This window comes from Streptomyces mauvecolor (genome assembly GCF_039532965.1).
GTDB lineage: Bacteria > Actinomycetota > Actinomycetes > Streptomycetales > Streptomycetaceae > Streptomyces > Streptomyces violascens.
The window spans coordinates 450,859-466,481 of the sequence record NZ_BAAASQ010000008.1 but is presented as its reverse complement, the minus strand read 5'-3'; the positions used below and the strand labels follow the sequence as shown (position 1 = coordinate 466,481).

At 72.3% G+C, this 15,623-nt stretch carries 12 protein-coding genes and 1 tRNA gene; 5 read left to right on the top strand and 8 right to left on the bottom strand.

All coding sequences use genetic code 11. From position 1 onward, the window contains the following. Positions 1–71 precede the first annotated feature (71 nt). The 3 genes from ABD346_RS10010 to ABD346_RS10000 form a co-directional block, all read right to left on the bottom strand. On the bottom strand, positions 72–596 hold the full coding sequence (locus tag ABD346_RS10010) for a DUF3592 domain-containing protein (protein ID WP_344373889.1): 525 nt from the start codon (positions 594–596) through the stop codon (positions 72–74). Between the two features lie 152 nt (positions 597–748). Continuing rightward, positions 749–822 (bottom strand) — tRNA-Met (locus ABD346_RS10005). Positions 823–954: 132 nt separating this feature from the next. Next, the gene (locus tag ABD346_RS10000; protein WP_189960294.1) at positions 955–1,140 is read right to left on the bottom strand and encodes a DUF1059 domain-containing protein; all 186 of its coding nucleotides are present in this window, start codon (positions 1,138–1,140) and stop codon (positions 955–957) included. A gap of 243 nt (positions 1,141–1,383) precedes the next feature. On the opposite strand from ABD346_RS10000, the gene ABD346_RS09995 reads away from it, so the two are divergent. Both ABD346_RS09995 and ABD346_RS09990 read left to right on the top strand, forming a co-directional pair. Further along, on the top strand, positions 1,384–2,541 hold the full coding sequence (locus ABD346_RS09995; protein WP_344373888.1) for a serine hydrolase domain-containing protein: 1,158 nt from the start codon (positions 1,384–1,386) through the stop codon (positions 2,539–2,541). An 81-nt stretch (positions 2,542–2,622) separates the two neighbouring features. Next, a complete protein-coding gene (locus ABD346_RS09990; RefSeq protein ID WP_344373887.1) occupies positions 2,623–2,796 on the top strand; it encodes a hypothetical protein in 174 nt (57 codons plus the stop codon). A gap of 183 nt (positions 2,797–2,979) precedes the next feature. Here ABD346_RS09990 and ABD346_RS09985 read toward each other — a convergent pair whose 3' ends face one another. Further along, a complete protein-coding gene (locus ABD346_RS09985; protein ID WP_344373886.1) occupies positions 2,980–4,029 on the bottom strand; it encodes a PHP domain-containing protein in 1,050 nt (349 codons plus the stop codon). A 175-nt stretch (positions 4,030–4,204) separates the two neighbouring features. Here ABD346_RS09985 and ABD346_RS09980 point away from each other — a divergent pair, with 175 nt between their 5' ends. Beyond that, positions 4,205–5,191, top strand: a complete 987-nt coding sequence (locus tag ABD346_RS09980; RefSeq protein ID WP_344373885.1) for a trypsin-like serine peptidase — start codon at positions 4,205–4,207, stop codon at positions 5,189–5,191. A 112-nt stretch (positions 5,192–5,303) separates the two neighbouring features. On the opposite strand, the gene ABD346_RS09975 is transcribed toward ABD346_RS09980, so the two are convergent. The 3 genes from ABD346_RS09975 to ABD346_RS09965 form a co-directional block, all read right to left on the bottom strand. Then, complete coding sequence (locus tag ABD346_RS09975; RefSeq protein WP_344373884.1) at positions 5,304–5,681, bottom strand: hypothetical protein; 378 nt, start codon at positions 5,679–5,681, stop codon at positions 5,304–5,306. A 44-nt stretch (positions 5,682–5,725) separates the two neighbouring features. Next, positions 5,726–6,601 carry a C40 family peptidase gene (locus tag ABD346_RS09970; protein ID WP_344373883.1) on the bottom strand — a complete coding sequence of 292 codons (876 nt, stop codon included), beginning with the start codon at positions 6,599–6,601 and terminating at the stop codon, positions 5,726–5,728. A 219-nt stretch (positions 6,602–6,820) separates the two neighbouring features. Next, positions 6,821–10,585, bottom strand: coding sequence for an nSTAND1 domain-containing NTPase (locus ABD346_RS09965; protein ID WP_344373882.1), 3,765 nt, complete (start codon positions 10,583–10,585; stop codon positions 6,821–6,823). A 395-nt stretch (positions 10,586–10,980) separates the two neighbouring features. Between ABD346_RS09965 and ABD346_RS09960 the strand changes: the two genes are divergently transcribed. Continuing rightward, a complete protein-coding gene (locus ABD346_RS09960) occupies positions 10,981–12,765 on the top strand; it encodes a M4 family metallopeptidase (RefSeq protein ID WP_344373881.1) in 1,785 nt (594 codons plus the stop codon). A 78-nt stretch (positions 12,766–12,843) separates the two neighbouring features. On the opposite strand, the gene ABD346_RS09955 is transcribed toward ABD346_RS09960, so the two are convergent. Then, on the bottom strand, positions 12,844–13,740 hold the full coding sequence (locus tag ABD346_RS09955; RefSeq protein ID WP_344373880.1) for a hypothetical protein: 897 nt from the start codon (positions 13,738–13,740) through the stop codon (positions 12,844–12,846). A 152-nt stretch (positions 13,741–13,892) separates the two neighbouring features. On the opposite strand from ABD346_RS09955, the gene ABD346_RS09950 reads away from it, so the two are divergent. Further along, positions 13,893–15,602, top strand: a complete 1,710-nt coding sequence (locus ABD346_RS09950) for an outer membrane protein assembly factor BamB family protein (RefSeq protein ID WP_344373879.1) — start codon at positions 13,893–13,895, stop codon at positions 15,600–15,602. Positions 15,603–15,623 lie beyond the last annotated feature (21 nt).

Below are 15,623 nucleotides of genomic sequence, written 5' to 3'. Positions count from 1 at the left end.
GCCCTCCCCCACACCAGAAATCGTCCACACCCAAGGCCCTCGACCGGTTCCGGCGCGGTTCGGACACCGGCTCAGGGCCCGGCGGTGAGATGCGGGTCCGGCAACGGGACCGGGGCGCCGCCGTCGGCCGATGCGCCGAGGAACACGGCCGCGCCGAAGCCGATCGCGGCGAAGAACAGGCCCACGCAGGTGAAGACCACCATGGCCCCGCCGAAGAGGCACGACACCACCCCGACCCCGGTCGGCGCCTCGTCCACGACCGCACGCTCGGGGCGGTGCGGCAGATGGCGCACCGGCACCATGTCACCCGTCACATAGGGCTGCCGCGATGTCACCTGCACCCGCACATCGCGCCCGTCGCCCGCACGGAACCCGACGATCAGACGGCGCTGGTGGTGCACCTGCCCTCCGGAACGGTGGGTGCGCACCACATACGTCTCCAGACAGCGGGCCTGTGCCGTCAGCCCCTCGCGCAAGGTGCGCTGGTGCTCCGACACTCTGCGGACCACCCCGACCAGCGCCGCGATGCCCACCAGGGCGAACAGCAGCCCCACACATCCGAACACCACCCCGAAGGCCCCACCTACAGCGAACATGCCCCATCCCCCCACCCGACGTCGCCGGTGAAGAGGGGAGCCGCGGTGCGTCGGTTCCCTTTCAGGTGGGTGGGTCGGGCAGGCATACCCGGGGCAGCCATGTCACGCACTTCGGCCCCCGGCACACAGAGTGCCGGGGGCCGAAGTCTTCGTAGCGGGGACAGGATTTGAACCTGCGACCTCTGGGTTATGAGCCCAGCGAGCTACCGAGCTGCTCCACCCCGCGTCGGTGAACACCACCCTACGCCACCTGCGGCGGAGCTCTGACCACTCCGGTCGCTCACGGCGCCGGGGCGGGCAGCGGCCCGCAACGGCCCTCGGAGGTGGTCGGTCCTGGTTCGGGTTGCCGGGGCGGGCGCTAGACGGTTGCCTCGTCCTTCAGCATCTTCTTTATCTCTTCGCGGAGTTCTGGGGAGTCCGTGTGGCCGTGCACCGATGCGGCGTGCTCGGCGGCCGCCCGGACGACTTCCTCTTCCGTCCCGGAAATCGTCAGGCTGCAATTCGATTCGCTCGGGTAGTCCCGGCAGTCGGCGACCTTGCGCATGAGATGCCTCCTCGGGGAGAAATGTCCCGATATCAGGATCGCACCGATTCGCCCGCACGGCGGGGCTACTTCGTGTGATCGGCGGTCGCACGGGGTGCACGGGGGACAGCGCACGGCGATGTGCGCCAGGCGGCCAAGGGAGATGTGGTGGGCGCGATGATTCCCCGGCCCGGGGGGAGTCTGTCTTGCGACGGACTTCGAGAACCGGACTCCAGGAGAGCCGGACTTCCAGAAGGTGGGCCCATGAGCGCGTTGCGCAAGATCCTCGACACATACGTCCACGACGGCACGGTGCCGGGTGCGGTGGGCCTGGTGGCCCGCGGTGACCGCGTGGAGTGCGCGGTGGCCGGCTCCCTCGATGCGAGCGGCGCTTCCCCGCTGGCCAGGGACTCGATCTTCCGCATCGCCTCGATCGGCAAACCCGTCACCGCGGCGGCCCTCATGATGCTGGTCGACGACGGGCGGATCGCGCTGGACGACCCGGTCGCCCGGTGGCTGCCCGAGCTGGCCTCGCCCATGGTCGTCCGCACGCCGTCCTCCCCGGTCGACGACGTCGTCCCCGCCGAGCGGGCGATCACGGTGGCCGACCTGCTGACCTTCCGCGCCGGGTACGGCTTCCCCTCCGACTTCTCCCTGCCCGCCGTCGCACCTCTGTTCAGCGAGCTCCGACAGGCGCCTCCACGCCCGCAGTCGGTGCCCGCGCCGGACGAGTGGCTCGCACGGCTCGCCCGCATTCCGATGCTGCACCAGCCCGGCGAGGCGTGGCTGTACAACCTGTGCTCCGACCTCCAGGGCGTCCTGATCGCCAGGGTTTCCGGACGCACGCTGCCCGCGTTCCTGGCCGAGCGCCTCTTCGGTCCGCTCGGCATGACCGACACCGGGTTCTCGGTGCCCGCCCGCGATCTGGACCGGTTCACCACCTGCTACCGGCCCCTTCCGCAGGGCGGCCTGGAACTCGTCGACGCACCCGACGGGCAGTGGAGCAGCCCGCCCGCGTTCCCGTCCGGCGCGGGCGGACTCGTCTCGACCATCGACGACCTGCACGCCTTCGCCAGGCTGCTGCTCGGCGGCGGGACCGTGGAAGGACGCCGACTGCTCTCGCCCGAAGCCGTACGGCAGATGACCACCGACCATCTGACCCCCGCCCAGCGCGCCGCCGGCACATTGTTCCTGCAGGGCCAGGGCTGGGGATTCGGAGGCTCGGTCGACATCGAGCCCATCGAGCCGTGGAACGTGCCGGGGCGCTACGGCTGGGTCGGCGGCACCGGCACCACCGCCTACGTCGTTCCGTCCACCGGCACGGTCACCATCCTGCTGAGTCAGGTGGAGATGACCGGGCCGACCCCGGTCACCCTGATGCGTGATTTCTGGCAGTACGCCGCCGACCATCACGCTGCGTAATGGTTCGGGGTGCGCCTGGTGACGGCGCATGTCACGGTGAATGCGTTCGAACCCCACCCCCACACGCAGGAGCGAATCTCCATGGGCAAGGCCGAGAAGTTGCAGGACAAGGCGCGGCAGGCCGCCGAGCAGGCCAAGGTGAAGGCATCCGACGCCAGACAGCAGATCGCCGACCGCAGCAGCAGGCAGCGGACCGAGGACGAGCAGGAGCGGGCCGAGCAGGCGATGCGTGACGCCGGGATCGACCGCGGCTGACGCGGTCCCGCACGGGAGCCGGGGCTTCACCCAGCGCGGGGTGGAGCCCCGGCTCCGGCATGTCCGCACCCCGCATCCCCGCCCTCGCGCGACGGCTGACCGGTGTCCCGGGATGTTGTGGCGGTTGCGAAGGTGCTCGCCCCGCGCGGGGTGTGCACACAACCCGGGGCGAGACCGGCCCGCTCAGGCCCGGCCGGCCACGCCTGCCGGGACCTCGCGGGTGCGGGTCCAGGTCAGCAGATCCTCCAGCGTCCAGGTCGTGATGACCCGCTCCGGCGGCACGCCGCACTCCTCGGCCCGCGCGCAGCCGTAGATCTGCCAGTCGAGCTGGCCCGGGGCGTGGGAGTCGGTGTCGATGGCGAACAGGACGCCCGCGTCGACGGCCCGGGTCAGAAGGCGGCGCGGCGGATCCAGCCGTTCCGGGCGGCTGTTGATCTCCACGGCGGTGCCGCCCTCGGCACAGGCGGCGAAGACCGCGTCCGCGTCGAACTCGGACTCGGGCCGCCCGCGCCCGGTGACCAGACGTCCGGTGCAGTGCCCCAGCACATCGGCGAGGGGGTTGCTGACGGCCGCGACCATGCGCCGGGTCATGGCGGCGGCGTCCATGCGGAGCTTGGAGTGGACGGAGACGACCACGACGTCGAGCCGGTCGAGCAGTTCGTCCTCCTGGTCGAGGGAGCCGTCGTCGAGGATGTCGCACTCGATGCCGGTGAGGAGCCTGAACGGCGCCCAGCGCTCGTTGAGTTCCGCCACCACCTCCAGCTGATGGCGCAGCCGCTCGGCGGTGAGTCCGCCTGCGACGGTCAGCCGGGGCGAGTGGTCGGTGAGCACGGCCCATTCATGGCCGAGCTCCGCCGCCGTACGGCCCATGTCGTCGATGGTGCTGCCGCCGTCCGACCAGTCGGAGTGCAGGTGGCAGTCGCCGCGCAGCGCGGCCCGCAGGTCTTCGCCGCCCACGGCGAGCGGCGCCGCGGCCTCCAGTTCCGATTCGAGGCGCTGGAGGTAGGCCGGCACCTGGTCGGCGAGTGCCTCGCGCACCACCTGTGCGGTCTTCGGGCCGATGCCCTTGACCGACTCCAGGCTTCCGGCCACCGCCGCGCGCTTGGCGACCTCGTCCGGCGGCAGCTCCTTGACCGCCGCGGCGGCGGTACGGAAGGCCTGTACGCGGTAGGTGGCGCCCTGGCTGCGTTCGAGCAGGAAGGCGATCCGTCTCAGCGCCGACACGGGATCCATGGACACCTCCAGCGGGCTGGGTCCCCGCGACCACCTCCCAGCTTCCCTCAGCCCTCGCGCGCTCGCAGGCTCTCGGCGTGGGCACCGGACGCCGCCCGAACGATTTGCGCCCGGTTGGCGCTCGTGTCGGCGCGGCTGCTTCCCGTGCCCGGGCCCTAGCCTCGCCAGCGTGCTTATGAGAAGAAATGCGCACCGTGGCGGCCGGTTCAGGGCGGTGCTCGGCGTGGTCCGGGACGCCGCTCTGGTCACGGCGCTGACCTGCACGTTGACGATCTGCCCGGCCCGGGACGACGAGGCCCTCACCGCCATCGCCTCCTCGGCGCGGCCTGCCGGGACTCCGGCCGGGCTGCCCGGCGCTGCCGCCGCGCACTACGGGGGCGGCGGCCCCGTCGGCACCGGCGCCGACGGTGCTGGGTCCCGCCCGGCCGGTCCGGAACAGTCACCGGCCTGTGCCGCGGAGCAGCTCCGCCCGGACCCGCACGACCTGCGGTCGGCCTGCTCGTACCCGGCCGTGGGGGTCTTCCTGTGGCCCGGTGGCCGGCACACCTGCACGGCCGCCGTCGTGGACAGCAGGCACGGCGATCTGCTGGTGACGGCGGCGCACTGCCTTCCGCTGGACGGGGCCGCGTTCGCGCCCGGCTATCACGACGGGCTCACCCCGCAGGGCGAGTGGCCGGTCCTCGCCGCGCTGCCGGACCCACGGTTCACCGGGGCTCGCGAGGGGGCCGAGAACTGGCCGTACGACTGGGCTTTCGTGCGGGTGGCCCGGGTCGGCGGCAGAAGCGTCCAGGAGGCGGTCGGCTCCGGGTTCCGCGTGCCTGCGCACCCGGAGCGGCTCTCCCTTGGCCTCGGCCGGGTCACCCTCATCGGCTATCCGCACGACAGGCCGGGCCAGCACATCTGCACGGCGGATGCCCGGCCCGCCTACAGCGACTTCCGGCAGGCCCGGTGCACGGGCTTCTCGACCGGCGTGTCCGGCAGCCCGTGGGTGATCCCGGCGCCACACGGCGGGAACACCGTGATCGGGGTGCTCGGCGGCGCGGAGCGCGGCGGCGGCTTCGAGGACGACGTGTCGTACACCGCCCGCTTCGACGCGGGGCTCGGCTCGCTGTTCGCGACGGCGCAGGGGATCGGGCCACAGGATTCACCGCTCGTTACGTGACCGGTCACGACCACCCTGACACACCATCAATTTCCCTGCCGTCCACGCACATGGGCCGGGCCGCCCGTCGGGGGATCGACGGGCGGCCCGGTGTCTCAGAGCGGTGCCGCGATCAGCACTCGCGCAGGCCGGGGGCCGGGTCCTGGCCGGTGTTCACGCTGACGGCCGGGACGTTGCCCCAGGCGCCGTTGTCGAGCTGCGTCCAGTACCAGATGTCGTTCCCGCCCTGGTGCGGGTCGCCGTGGCCCCAGCACACGAACCAGTTGAACCCGGTGTTCAGGGTGCCGCGGGTGGCCGAGCGGTAGGAGCGGTCGGCGTAGCCCTTGGCGCCGACCGCGTTGCCGCAGTACAGCCGGCCGTCGGAGCGGACCCCGCACTCGGCGGCGGGCGTGGCGGGTGCGGCGACGGCGGCGGGCAGCCCGGTCGCGGTGAGGCCGGCGGTCAGCGCGGTGGCGGAGAGGAACAGGGCGATCTTCTTGCGAACGTTCACGGTGAGCTCCTTGCGGGTGTGGTGTCTGCGGTGGGCCGGGCTGTTCAGGCGCAGGTGGGGACGCCGTCGAGCCAGGCCGATCCCTGGATGTAGATGTTGGTGATCCATGCCTTGTAGTCGGGCAGATAGGACCAGGCGTCGTTGCGGTAGCCCTCGGCCTCGACGAGCTGGGCGTGCTTCTGGCAGCCGACCTTCACGCGGGTCGGGCCGGCGAACCTGTTGACCCGGGCGCTGGTCGTGGACGGTTCGGCGTGGGTCCACACATCGGTGCCCCAGGTGGAGAAGGTGCCGTTTTGGCCCGGGCCCGCACCGATGCGTACGGCGCCGTTGTAGTCGCCGCCGAGCCGTACGTCGCTGACCATCACATGGGTGCCGGACTGGCGGGCCTCGACCATCTTGCCCGCGCCGAGGTACACGGCGATGTGGTGGATGGAGTTGTCGCCGCCCCAGGCCATCAGGTCGCCGGGCAGCAGCGGGCCGGTGCCCTGGGCCGCGCCGAAGCGGGCGGTGGCGTGCGAGGAGTGGTACTGGCTGTTGGAGTTGCCGGCCAGGATGTCCTGCCCGGTCGCCTGGGCGTAGGCGTAGCGGACCAGGCCCGAGCAGTCGAAGCCGAGCCGCTCCGGGTCGTGGTTGCTGGCCGGGTCCGTGGGGTCGACCTGTCCGTAGGTGGCGCCGGGCTGCGGGCCGTGGCCGCCGCCCCACGTGTACCAGATGCCGAGCTGGGAGCAGGCCGCCCGGACCGCCGCCTCGGCGGTGGCCGAGGCGCCGGGGGCGAGCACGTCGCAGCCTCCGGCGGCCGCAGCCGATGGCCTCGACTGAGGTGCGGCTGCGGAGAGTTGGGCGGTCGGCATGATGGCGCAGGCCGCCACGATTCCCGCCGCGACGAGAGTCCGCCGCGCTCTGACCAGCGTATGGTGCATGTCCGATTCCCCGTTTCGTCGTACGTGGCGTACATGTGGTGCGTGTCGTGCGTGTGCCGGGCCGGTGCCTGGCACGCGGCAGATGCTCCTGTGCGGAGCCGGATCATCTGCCGCGGTGGTTCGAGACTGTGCCGTGCGCGGCGGCGCTGTCGAGGTGGTGGCCGTCTCCCGTGCCGACGGGAAACGGGAAACACCTGGGAAACACCCTGGATTCGCCGGTCAGTTGGCGGGCGGGCAGAGGGGCCGGTAAGGCAGGTCGGGCAGCAGGTGCGACCAGCGTTCGGGGCCCGTGTCGCCCAACAGGCGGCAGACCCCGGCCTGTTGGCGGGGCACGTCGGTGTTCCAGAGCCGGACGGTTCCGTCGTTGCTGCTGCTCGCCAGCGTGCCGGGCAGGCCGGGGTCGAAGGTGACGCCCCAGACGGCGCCGGTGTGTCCGGTGAGGGTGGCGGTCTGTTCGGCGCGGGCGGGGTTCCACAGACGTACGGTCTGGTCGCTGCCGCTGCTCGCGAGGGTCTTGCCGTCGGGGCTGAACGCGACCGCGCGCACCGACCCGCTGTGCCCGGCGAGGGTGTCGGACGTCGTGCCGTGGGCGACGTCCCACAGGCGTACGGTCCCGTCGTTGGCGCCGCTGGCCAGGGTGCGGCCGTCGGGGGCGAAGGCGACGGCGCGCACCGAGCCGGTGTGGCCGTGAAGGACGGAGCGCGGCCCGCGACCGGGGTTGTCGACGTCCCACAGCCGGACGGTGAGGTCGTCGCTGCCGGTGGCCAGGGTGCGGCCGTCCGGGCTGAACGCGACGGCGTTGACGAAGTCCTCGTGGCCGTGCAGCGTGGCGTAGGGCTTGCGGGTCGCGACGTCCCAGAGCGTGGCGGTGCGATCGGCGCTCGCGGAGGCCAGCCGGCGGCCGTCGGGTGAGAAGGCGAGCGCGAACACCGAGCCGTCGTGGCCGGTGAGGGTCGCCTCGGGGCGGCCGGTCGCCGCGTCCCAGAGCCGGACCGTGCGGTCGGCGCCCGCGGAGGCGACGAGGCGGCCGTCGGGCGAGAAGGCGACGGCGAACACCGAGCCGTCGTGGCCGGTCAGGGTGGCGCGCAGCCGGTGGTGGGCGACGTCCCAGATGCGGACGGTGCGGTCCGCCTCCGCCGAGGCCAGGAGGCGGCCGTCGGGCGAGAACGCCGACTGCCACGCCTCGGTGAACGGCCGTGCGGTGAGCGCGGAGCGCCCCGGGTCCCACAGCACCACGGACTGGTCGAACCCGGCGGTGGCGAGGCGGTCGTCGGGCCCGGCGGCGACCGCGAGGACGTAGTCGGTGTGGCCGGACAGGGTGGCGACCACCCGGTGGTTCACGGCGTCCCACAGTTTGACGGTGCCGTCGCCGCCGGCGCTGATGACGGTGTCGCCGGCCCGCGTGAAGGCGACCGCGTTGACGTCGTCGCTGTGCCCGGTCAGGACGCTGCGCAGGGTTTTGTCGGGCAGGTTCCACAGCCGTACGGTGCGGTCGGCGCCGCCGGATGCCAGGGTGTGGCCGTCGGGGCTGAACGCCACACCCAGCACTTGGTCGCTGTGGCCGGTGAGGACCATCGGTGGCTGACTGTCCGTCACATCCCAGAGCCGCACGGTGCGATCGGCGGAAGCGGACGCCACGGTGCGCCCGTCGGGCGAGAAGGCGACGGCCATCACCCAGTCGGAGTGCCCGGTGAGGACGGCGCGTGCGGTGCCGTCGGGCACATTCCACAGCCGTACGGTGCGGTCGGATCCGCCCGACACCAGGGTGTGGCCGTCGGGGCTGAACGCCACGGAGCGGACGGCCCCTCGGTGTCCCGGCAGCGTCGCGGTCATGCGGTGGGAGGCCGTGTCCCAGAGCCGGACGGTGCCGTCCGCGCCCGCCGTCGCCAGGCGTGTGCCGTCGGCGGAGCAGGCGACCGAGGTGACGGCTCCGGTGTGGCCGGTCAGAGTGGCGGTCACCTGGCGGCTCGCGGTGTCCCAGAGCCGTACGGTCGCATCCGAGCTGGCCGTCGCGAGGGTCGTGCCGTCGGGGCTGAACGCCACCGAGTTGACCGGGCCCGTATGTCCGCGCAGCCGCCCGTCGAAGGACGTCGCCTGGGTGCTGAGCAGGGCTCCGCGGGCCTGCGGGGTGCGGTCGGTGCGGTAGGCGTCGGCGGCGAGCAGCATGGAGGCCTCCGGCTGCCCGGCGGCGAGCGCCCCGGACCGCACGGCCAGTGCCTGGGACTGGGCGGTGCGGCTCTGGTCCAGGGCTCGTTGACGCTGCTGGAAGGCGAGGGCTCCGGCCGTGACCGCGAGCGCGAGGAGTCCGCCGAGGGTGACGAGCAGGGCGCGGCGGATCCGGGTCTGACGTCGGGCCGTGCGCTCTCCGCGCCCTTCCTCGGCTTCGCAGGCGTCGATGAACTCGCGCTCCACCGGCCCGAGTTGGGCCCGGTCGGAGACCTGCTGCGCCCGGTCGCGCACGGCGGCGAGGCGGGTTCCCCGGTAGAGGAGGCTCGGGTCGCGACCGGCCCGTACCCACTGGGTCGCGGCGTCGGAGACCTCCTGGCGCATCACCAGTCCGGCCCGGTCGGCGTCGATCCAGCCGCGCAACCGCGGCCAGGCGTGCAGGAGCGCCTCGTGGGTGATCTCCACCGTCTCGCTGCCCGCGGTGGCGAGCCGGGCGCGCACGAACGCGTCGAGGGCCCGGGCGCCGGACTCCGGATCGGCCAACTGCCGTATCAGCAGGGCGCGTTCGACGGGTCTGCGGGTCTGGGCGCTGTCGTCCGCCACGTGCACGAGGCGCACGAGGAGCTGGCGGGCCGCCAGTTGTTCGGCCGGGTCGAGCCGGGCGTACACCGACTCGGCGGTGCGGGCGACCGCGCCGTGGATGCCGCCGGTCGTCTCGTAGCCGGCCACGGTCAGGGTGCGGCTGGTGCGCTGCTGCCAGGTGACGAGCAGGGCGTGCGCGAGCAGCGGAAGGGAGCCGGCGGAGGCGGCCGAGTCGGTGCCCAGGTCCCTCAACAGCAGTTCCACCAGGCCGGGTTCGAGGCTGAGACCGGCGCGTTCGGCGGGTCCCGTGATGGCTTGGCGCAGTTGGGTGCCGGACATCGGGCCGAGCGCGAAGAGGCCGTGCGTGAAGACCTCCACGAGGTGGGGGTGGTCCAGGCAGCGGCCGCAGAAGTCGGCGCGCAGACCGACCACGACGGCGGCGCGGGCGGTGGCGCCGTCCAGGCCGCGGGCGGTGGCGAGGGAGTGGAGGACGGCGACGAAGTCGCGGCGCTCGCGGTCGCTCTCGCAGAGTGTGAAGGTCTCCTCGAACTGGTCGACCACCAGGACCAGGCCGGGGCCGCGGCCGTGCGCGGCGGAGGCGTCGAGCAGGGTGCGCGGCCGCCGGGCAAGCGCCTCGGGGGTGATCTCGGCGCCCGCCGCGCCGAGCACCTCGGCCGCGCAGCGCAGAAGTTCCTTGAGGGGGTGGGCCGTTGGGGTGCACACCACGACCGGCCAGTCGTCGGAGCCGGGCGCGGGCAGGGCGCCGCGGCGCAGCGCGGGCACCAGTCCGGCCTGGAGGAGCGAGGACTTACCGGCGCCCGAGGGGGCGACCACGGCGAGCGGTCCGCGGCCGATGCGTTCGGCGAGCCGCCCGGTCAGCTCCGCGGTCGCGCTCTCGCGCCCGTAGAACCATTCGGCGTCCTGCGGCCCGTAGGCGGCGAGCCCCCGGTACGGGCACAGAGCCGTCTCGGCGGGGCCGCCGTGGGTGGTGCGCGGCGCGGTGACGGCCGCCGGTCTGGGCAGCAGGCGCACGAGTTCGCCCCGCGCGCCGAGCGCTTCGTCGCAGCGGCGGGCGACATCGAGGGTGGGTGGCTTGCTGCCGTTCTCGATCTTGCTGAGATATCCCTTGCTGTAGTGGATCGAGCGGGCGAGTCCGGTCAGGGACACCTTGCGCAGGCCTCGCAGGCGCCGCAGCTCCGCTGCGAATCCGTCGGCCGTTTCGTCGTCCGTTGGCACGGGACCTACCTTTCCGTGGCGGACGGGGCGTACGCCTGAAAAGGGCGAACTTCGTCGGGTTCCGGTCGGCAACAGATGTACGAGCCGGGTTCGTTGGGCAACGCGAACTCCGTACCTGGACCATCGCCCAAACCTTGCGCGGGCCGGGCAACCCTGCGGCGCGATCATGCATCTGGGCCGGTGAGGGGGAGTTGGACATCTTCCGGCCACCGAAGTCCCGGGCAATTGTTAAATCTGGGTTCCGGGAGCACAGAACTCGATCATCCCTCTTTACATGTTCATGCCAGGCATAGCAGGGTTTCGGCCGGGACCACACGGTCCCCGCGGTGCACAACAGCACCGTGCGTACGGGTGGTTGAGCCGACCGCCCCCGCACCCTCTAAGGACCCCCCACCGTGCGTACACCCCACATACGCAGCCTGGCGATAGCCCTGGCCGTCACCACGGCCGTCACCATCACGGCGGGAGGCGGGGCCACGGCCTTCGCCGCTCCGACCGCCCAGGGGGCCACCGCCCCCACCGCGAGCGCCGGTTTCCAGCCGGTGATCGACGCAGCCCGCACCGCCGCCGTCGCCCACTCCGCCGCCACCGGAGTCGGCAAGGACGACACACTTCAGGCCACCGACGTCCTGGTCGACGCGGACGGCAAGCAGCACGTCCGCTTCATACGCTCGCACCGCGGACTCCCGGTCCTCGGCGGCGACCTGGTCATCCACCTCGACGCGAGATCCAGCTACACCGGCGTGACCCGGGCGCTGCGCCACCAGGTCGACGTCCCCACCGCCGGCGCCAAGCTGACGGCGGGGCAGGCCCAGGCGAAGGCCGCCGCCGCCGCGAAGGGCACCGCGGGCGCCGCCCAGCTCGTGGTCGACGCCCGCGCCGGGCGCTCGGCCCTCGCCTACCAGATCCAGGTGAAGGACAGCTCCACCACCGAGTCCGGCAGCCGTACGGTGGTGGTCGACGCGGCCACCGGCACGGTCCTCAGCAACACCCCGGCCAGCGATTCGTTCCTGTCGCCCAGCGTCCAGGAGAAGCTCCGCAAGAGCGGCCAGAAGCTCAGCCCCGCACTGGGGACTTCCTCCCCGGCCCCGCTCGCCTCGTCCGCCGCGACCGGCTTCCCCGCACAGGCGACCGGCACCGGCTCGTCCCTGTTCGTCGGCAGCGTGTCGCTGACCACCACGCAGACCGCGAAGAGCGCCTTCACGCTCAAGGACCCGAGCCGCGGCCAGACCGAGACCCGCGACGCCGGCAACAAGGAGCTGGAGCAGTTCACCAGCGGCAAGGCGTTCACCAGCACCACCAACCGCTGGGGCACCGGCCGGGCGAGCGACCGCTCCACGGCCGCCGTCGACGCGCAGTACGGCATCACCAGCACGCTCGACTTCTACAAGAAGACGTTCGGCCGCAACGGGATCAAGAACGACGGGGCCGGCGCGCACGCCCTCGTCCACTTCGGCAGCAAGGTCGGCAATGCCTTCTGGTCCTCCGACTGCGGCTGCATGCTGTACGGCGACGGTGACGGGCAGACCTTCGCCCAGCCCCTCGTCGTCCTCGACGTCACCGGCCACGAGCTCACCCACGGTGTCGTGGACGCGACGGCGAACCTCCAGCCGACCCGTGTCGACGCCAACGACAACCAGTTCGGCGAGCCCGGCGCGCTGAACGAGTCGCTCGCCGACATCTTCGGCAGCAACGTCGAGTTCGCGACCAACAACCCGAACAACCCGCCCAACTACCTGATGGGCGAGAAGCTGGGCCTGCAGCAGAAGTTCCTGCGCCGCCTGGACAAGCCGTCCCTCGACAAGCTCGAAGGCACGGTCGACTACTGGTCGACGGCGTCGTACGACACCGAGGTCCACGCGGGTTCGGGTGTCTCCTCGCACGCCTACTACCTGCTGGCCGAGGGCAGCGGCAAGAAGACCATCAACTCGGTGGCCTACGACTCGCCGACCTACGACGGCTCGACGGTGGCCGGCATCGGCCGGGACAAGGCGACGCAGATCTTCTACCGGGCGCTCACCCGGTACATGGTCTCCACGACCGACTTCCACGACGCCCGCACCGCCACGCTGAGCGCGGCCGCCGACCTGTACGGCGCGAGCAGCACCGAGTACAAGACGGTGGACAAGGCCTGGGCCGCCGTCAACGTGACCGCGGCGAACGCCCCGTCCGGCAACTGACCGAGCACACCGCTGCCGCCCCGCGCAATGCGGGGCGGCAGCGGTGTGTCCACGCCTCTCCGCCTGCCTGACGCGCCTCTACGGCACCAGGGTGTCGAGCGGTGTCATCACCACGTCGCTGGTGGGACGCGACAGATGCAGGGCCGTGTGGAAGTAGCCGTCGGACTCCCTGCCCTCGGGGTCGTGCCCGGCCGCGGCCACCGTGTCGACGGCGTAGCGCCGTTCGCGTTCATCGGTGAAGCGACGCTGGGGGAAGGTGGGCGCGGCCCGCTCGGTGGCGAGGCCGAAGGCCGCGAGGCAGCCGGCGATCTCCGCGTACGAGGTGGTGCGCAGGACGAAGGCCGCGACCCACACCGGTCCGCGCGCTGCCGAGAGCAGCGGCCGGAAGGTGCGCTGCGACAGGAAGCTGGTGCCGCCCGTCACGGTGATCAGCCGGGCCTCCCGTACCGCGCGGCGCAGTGCCGGGCCGGGCGGGCCCTCCTCCAGGTTCTCGGCGAACCCCTCCGCGAGCAGCCCGACGGCACGACCGTAGGCGACGGCGCGCGGGGCGATGTCGAGCCCGACGACACGGACCCGGTCGCTGCGGCGGCGCCCGGCGAAGAACTCCCGGTCCCATGCGGCCAGTTGGGCCGTGCTCATCGACGCGGCCTCGTGCGAGGTGTACCGCGCGTACAGCTCGTCCAGCGTCACGTCATGGTTGAGCAGGGCCGCGTTGATGCCGTACGAACAGCAGAGGTCGAGCACGGTCGGAGGCGGGCCCTCCCCCATCGGGTCGAGTACGGACCGCAGCCGCCGGAAAATGCCCTGTGCGTGGCCCGGCGTGCGGTAGTCGAGCGGACCGAGCACCCTGAAGTAGGCCCGGGGGTCGGGCTGATCGTAGAGCTCGTCGAACTGGACCATTCCCTCCACCGCGGCGGTGACCGCCACTCCCACCCCGCCGCCCGCTGCCGAGCCGGTCCGCTGAGCCTCGGTCATGCTGCCTGTCCCCTCTCGCTCCGTCGCCGCTTCCCCGCCCGAGCATTGGGGACGACAACGGCCCTTGGGAACATGGCCGGTTCGAATCCGGCCAGGTGGCGAACACATCTGAGGCCCTCCACAGAGTTCGCCCCACCCGTCACACTGGACGCATGACCGCTCGTAACTCCGGAGAACTGCCGGACCCCGATGGGCCCATGGACCCGCACCGGCCGGACGACTTCCAGTGGCCGGGAGCCGGCCTGCTGCCACCCGCCTCGGAGCAGCGGCAGCCGCCACCGGTCCGGCCCGGCTACGGACAGGGGAACCCGACGCCTTTGGGGCAGGGTCCGATACCGGGGAATCCTTACGCCCAGCCGCAGTCAGGGGCCTTCGGGCCGCCGCAGCAGCCGATGGTGCCGCCTTCGCCCGGCCGCAACCCGTTCCGGGGCAGACGGGGGCTCGTCATGGCCGCAGGAGTGGCGGGCCTCCTGGTGATCGGTGGCGGGGTGTACCTCGCGACCACCGGCGGTGACGGCGGGAAGCCCGTCGCCCAGTCCAGTCCGTCTCCCACCCCCTCCGGCTCGCCCTCCGTCGACCAGGGCGACGGCAAGGGCACGGGGGACGGCGGGGGCGACTACGACCCCAACGCGGGCATCAAGGCGGGCGAGGCGCCCGTCTGGCTGAACCAGAACAAGACCCCGCTGGTCAAGGACGGCGCCTGGCAGTACGGCCCGTGGCGGGTCGGCGATGTGATGGTCAAGGCGATGTACAAGGAGGTCACCGGCTACGGGGCGGCCGACGGGAAGGAGCGGTGGAAGGTCACCTTCGACACCCCGCTGTGCGGGGTGCCGCACGCGCCGTCCGCCCAGAACAAGCTGGTCGTCGGCCTCCTGGAGAGCAACACCAAGGGCGCCCACTGCAAGAACCTCCAGCAGGTCGACCTGGCCGCGGGCAAGGCGGGCTGGAAGGCGGTCAGGGCCGAGGACACGCCCACCAACTCCGCGCTCACCGTCAACATGGCGATCTCCGGAGACACCCTCGCACTCGCCTGGAACGGGGGCGCGACCGCCTTCTCCGTCACCGACGGGCACAAGCTGTACGACGTGAAGGGTCAGGGCGGTTGCAGCCCCCAGGGGTTCGTGGGCGGCGGCGCCCGGCTGATCAGCGCCGGGTTCTGCTTCAACCCGAACGACTTCAAGGACCAGCCGGGAGATCTGCTCCAGGAGCTCGATCCGGCGACGGGCAAGCCCAAGTGGAGCTATCAGTACGACAAGAGCTGGCGCATCGGCCAGGTCCTCTCGGTGGACCCGCTGGTCGTCACCGCGCTCCCCCGCGAGGGCAAGACCTGGAAGATCCTCGCCTTCACCCCCGACGGCAAGATCCGCTCGCAGACCGAGCCCAAGTTCCAGATGCCCAGCGTGTGCAGCGGCTGGGGCCAGAGCGTCGACCGGCTCCAGGACTGCTACGGCGCGGTGGCGGACGCACAGACGCTGTACGTCGCCGCCGACGGCAAGGACACGGACCTGACCAAGAACGCCGACGGCAACCAGGTCGTCGCCGTCGACCTGAACACCGGCAAGGAGAAGTGGCGCGCGAACCCGCCCCAGGCCCGCAAGGTGCGTCCGCTCGCCGTCGAGAACGGCAAGGTGGTGGTCTACCTGGACGCCGGGCCCCAACTGGGCGCGGCGGTCGCGACGTTGGCCCCGGCGGGCGGCGCCCCGCAGGTGTTCCTGCAGAGCCCGCAGGCCTCCGCCGAGGCCCAGCGCAGCTTCTTCTCGCCGCTCCTCGGGTGGGCGGGCGGACGGCTGTTCATGCTCAACAACAGGGTGGAGACCCCGAAGCCGAACGCCCTGGTGAACGCGGCCCTGTCGTTCGGCTAGCACCCACGGGCCTCTGCGGTC

Bases quoted from the DNA above. Each gene is read 5' to 3' on its own strand.
- ABD346_RS09980 (WP_344373885.1), top strand. From the start codon at position 4,205: ATGAGAAGAAATGCGCACCGTGGCGGCCGGTTCAGGGCGGTGCTCGGC.
- ABD346_RS09970 (WP_344373883.1), bottom strand. From the start codon at position 6,601: ATGCACCATACGCTGGTCAGAGCGCGGCGGACTCTCGTCGCGGCGGGA.
- ABD346_RS09985 (WP_344373886.1), bottom strand. From the start codon at position 4,029: ATGGATCCCGTGTCGGCGCTGAGACGGATCGCCTTCCTGCTCGAACGC.
- ABD346_RS10000 (WP_189960294.1), bottom strand. From the start codon at position 1,140: ATGCGCAAGGTCGCCGACTGCCGGGACTACCCGAGCGAATCGAATTGC.
- ABD346_RS09995 (WP_344373888.1), top strand. From the start codon at position 1,384: ATGAGCGCGTTGCGCAAGATCCTCGACACATACGTCCACGACGGCACG.
- ABD346_RS09950 (WP_344373879.1), top strand. From the start codon at position 13,893: ATGACCGCTCGTAACTCCGGAGAACTGCCGGACCCCGATGGGCCCATG.
- ABD346_RS09990 (WP_344373887.1), top strand. From the start codon at position 2,623: ATGGGCAAGGCCGAGAAGTTGCAGGACAAGGCGCGGCAGGCCGCCGAG.
- ABD346_RS09955 (WP_344373880.1), bottom strand. From the start codon at position 13,740: ATGACCGAGGCTCAGCGGACCGGCTCGGCAGCGGGCGGCGGGGTGGGA.
- ABD346_RS10010 (WP_344373889.1), bottom strand. From the start codon at position 596: ATGTTCGCTGTAGGTGGGGCCTTCGGGGTGGTGTTCGGATGTGTGGGG.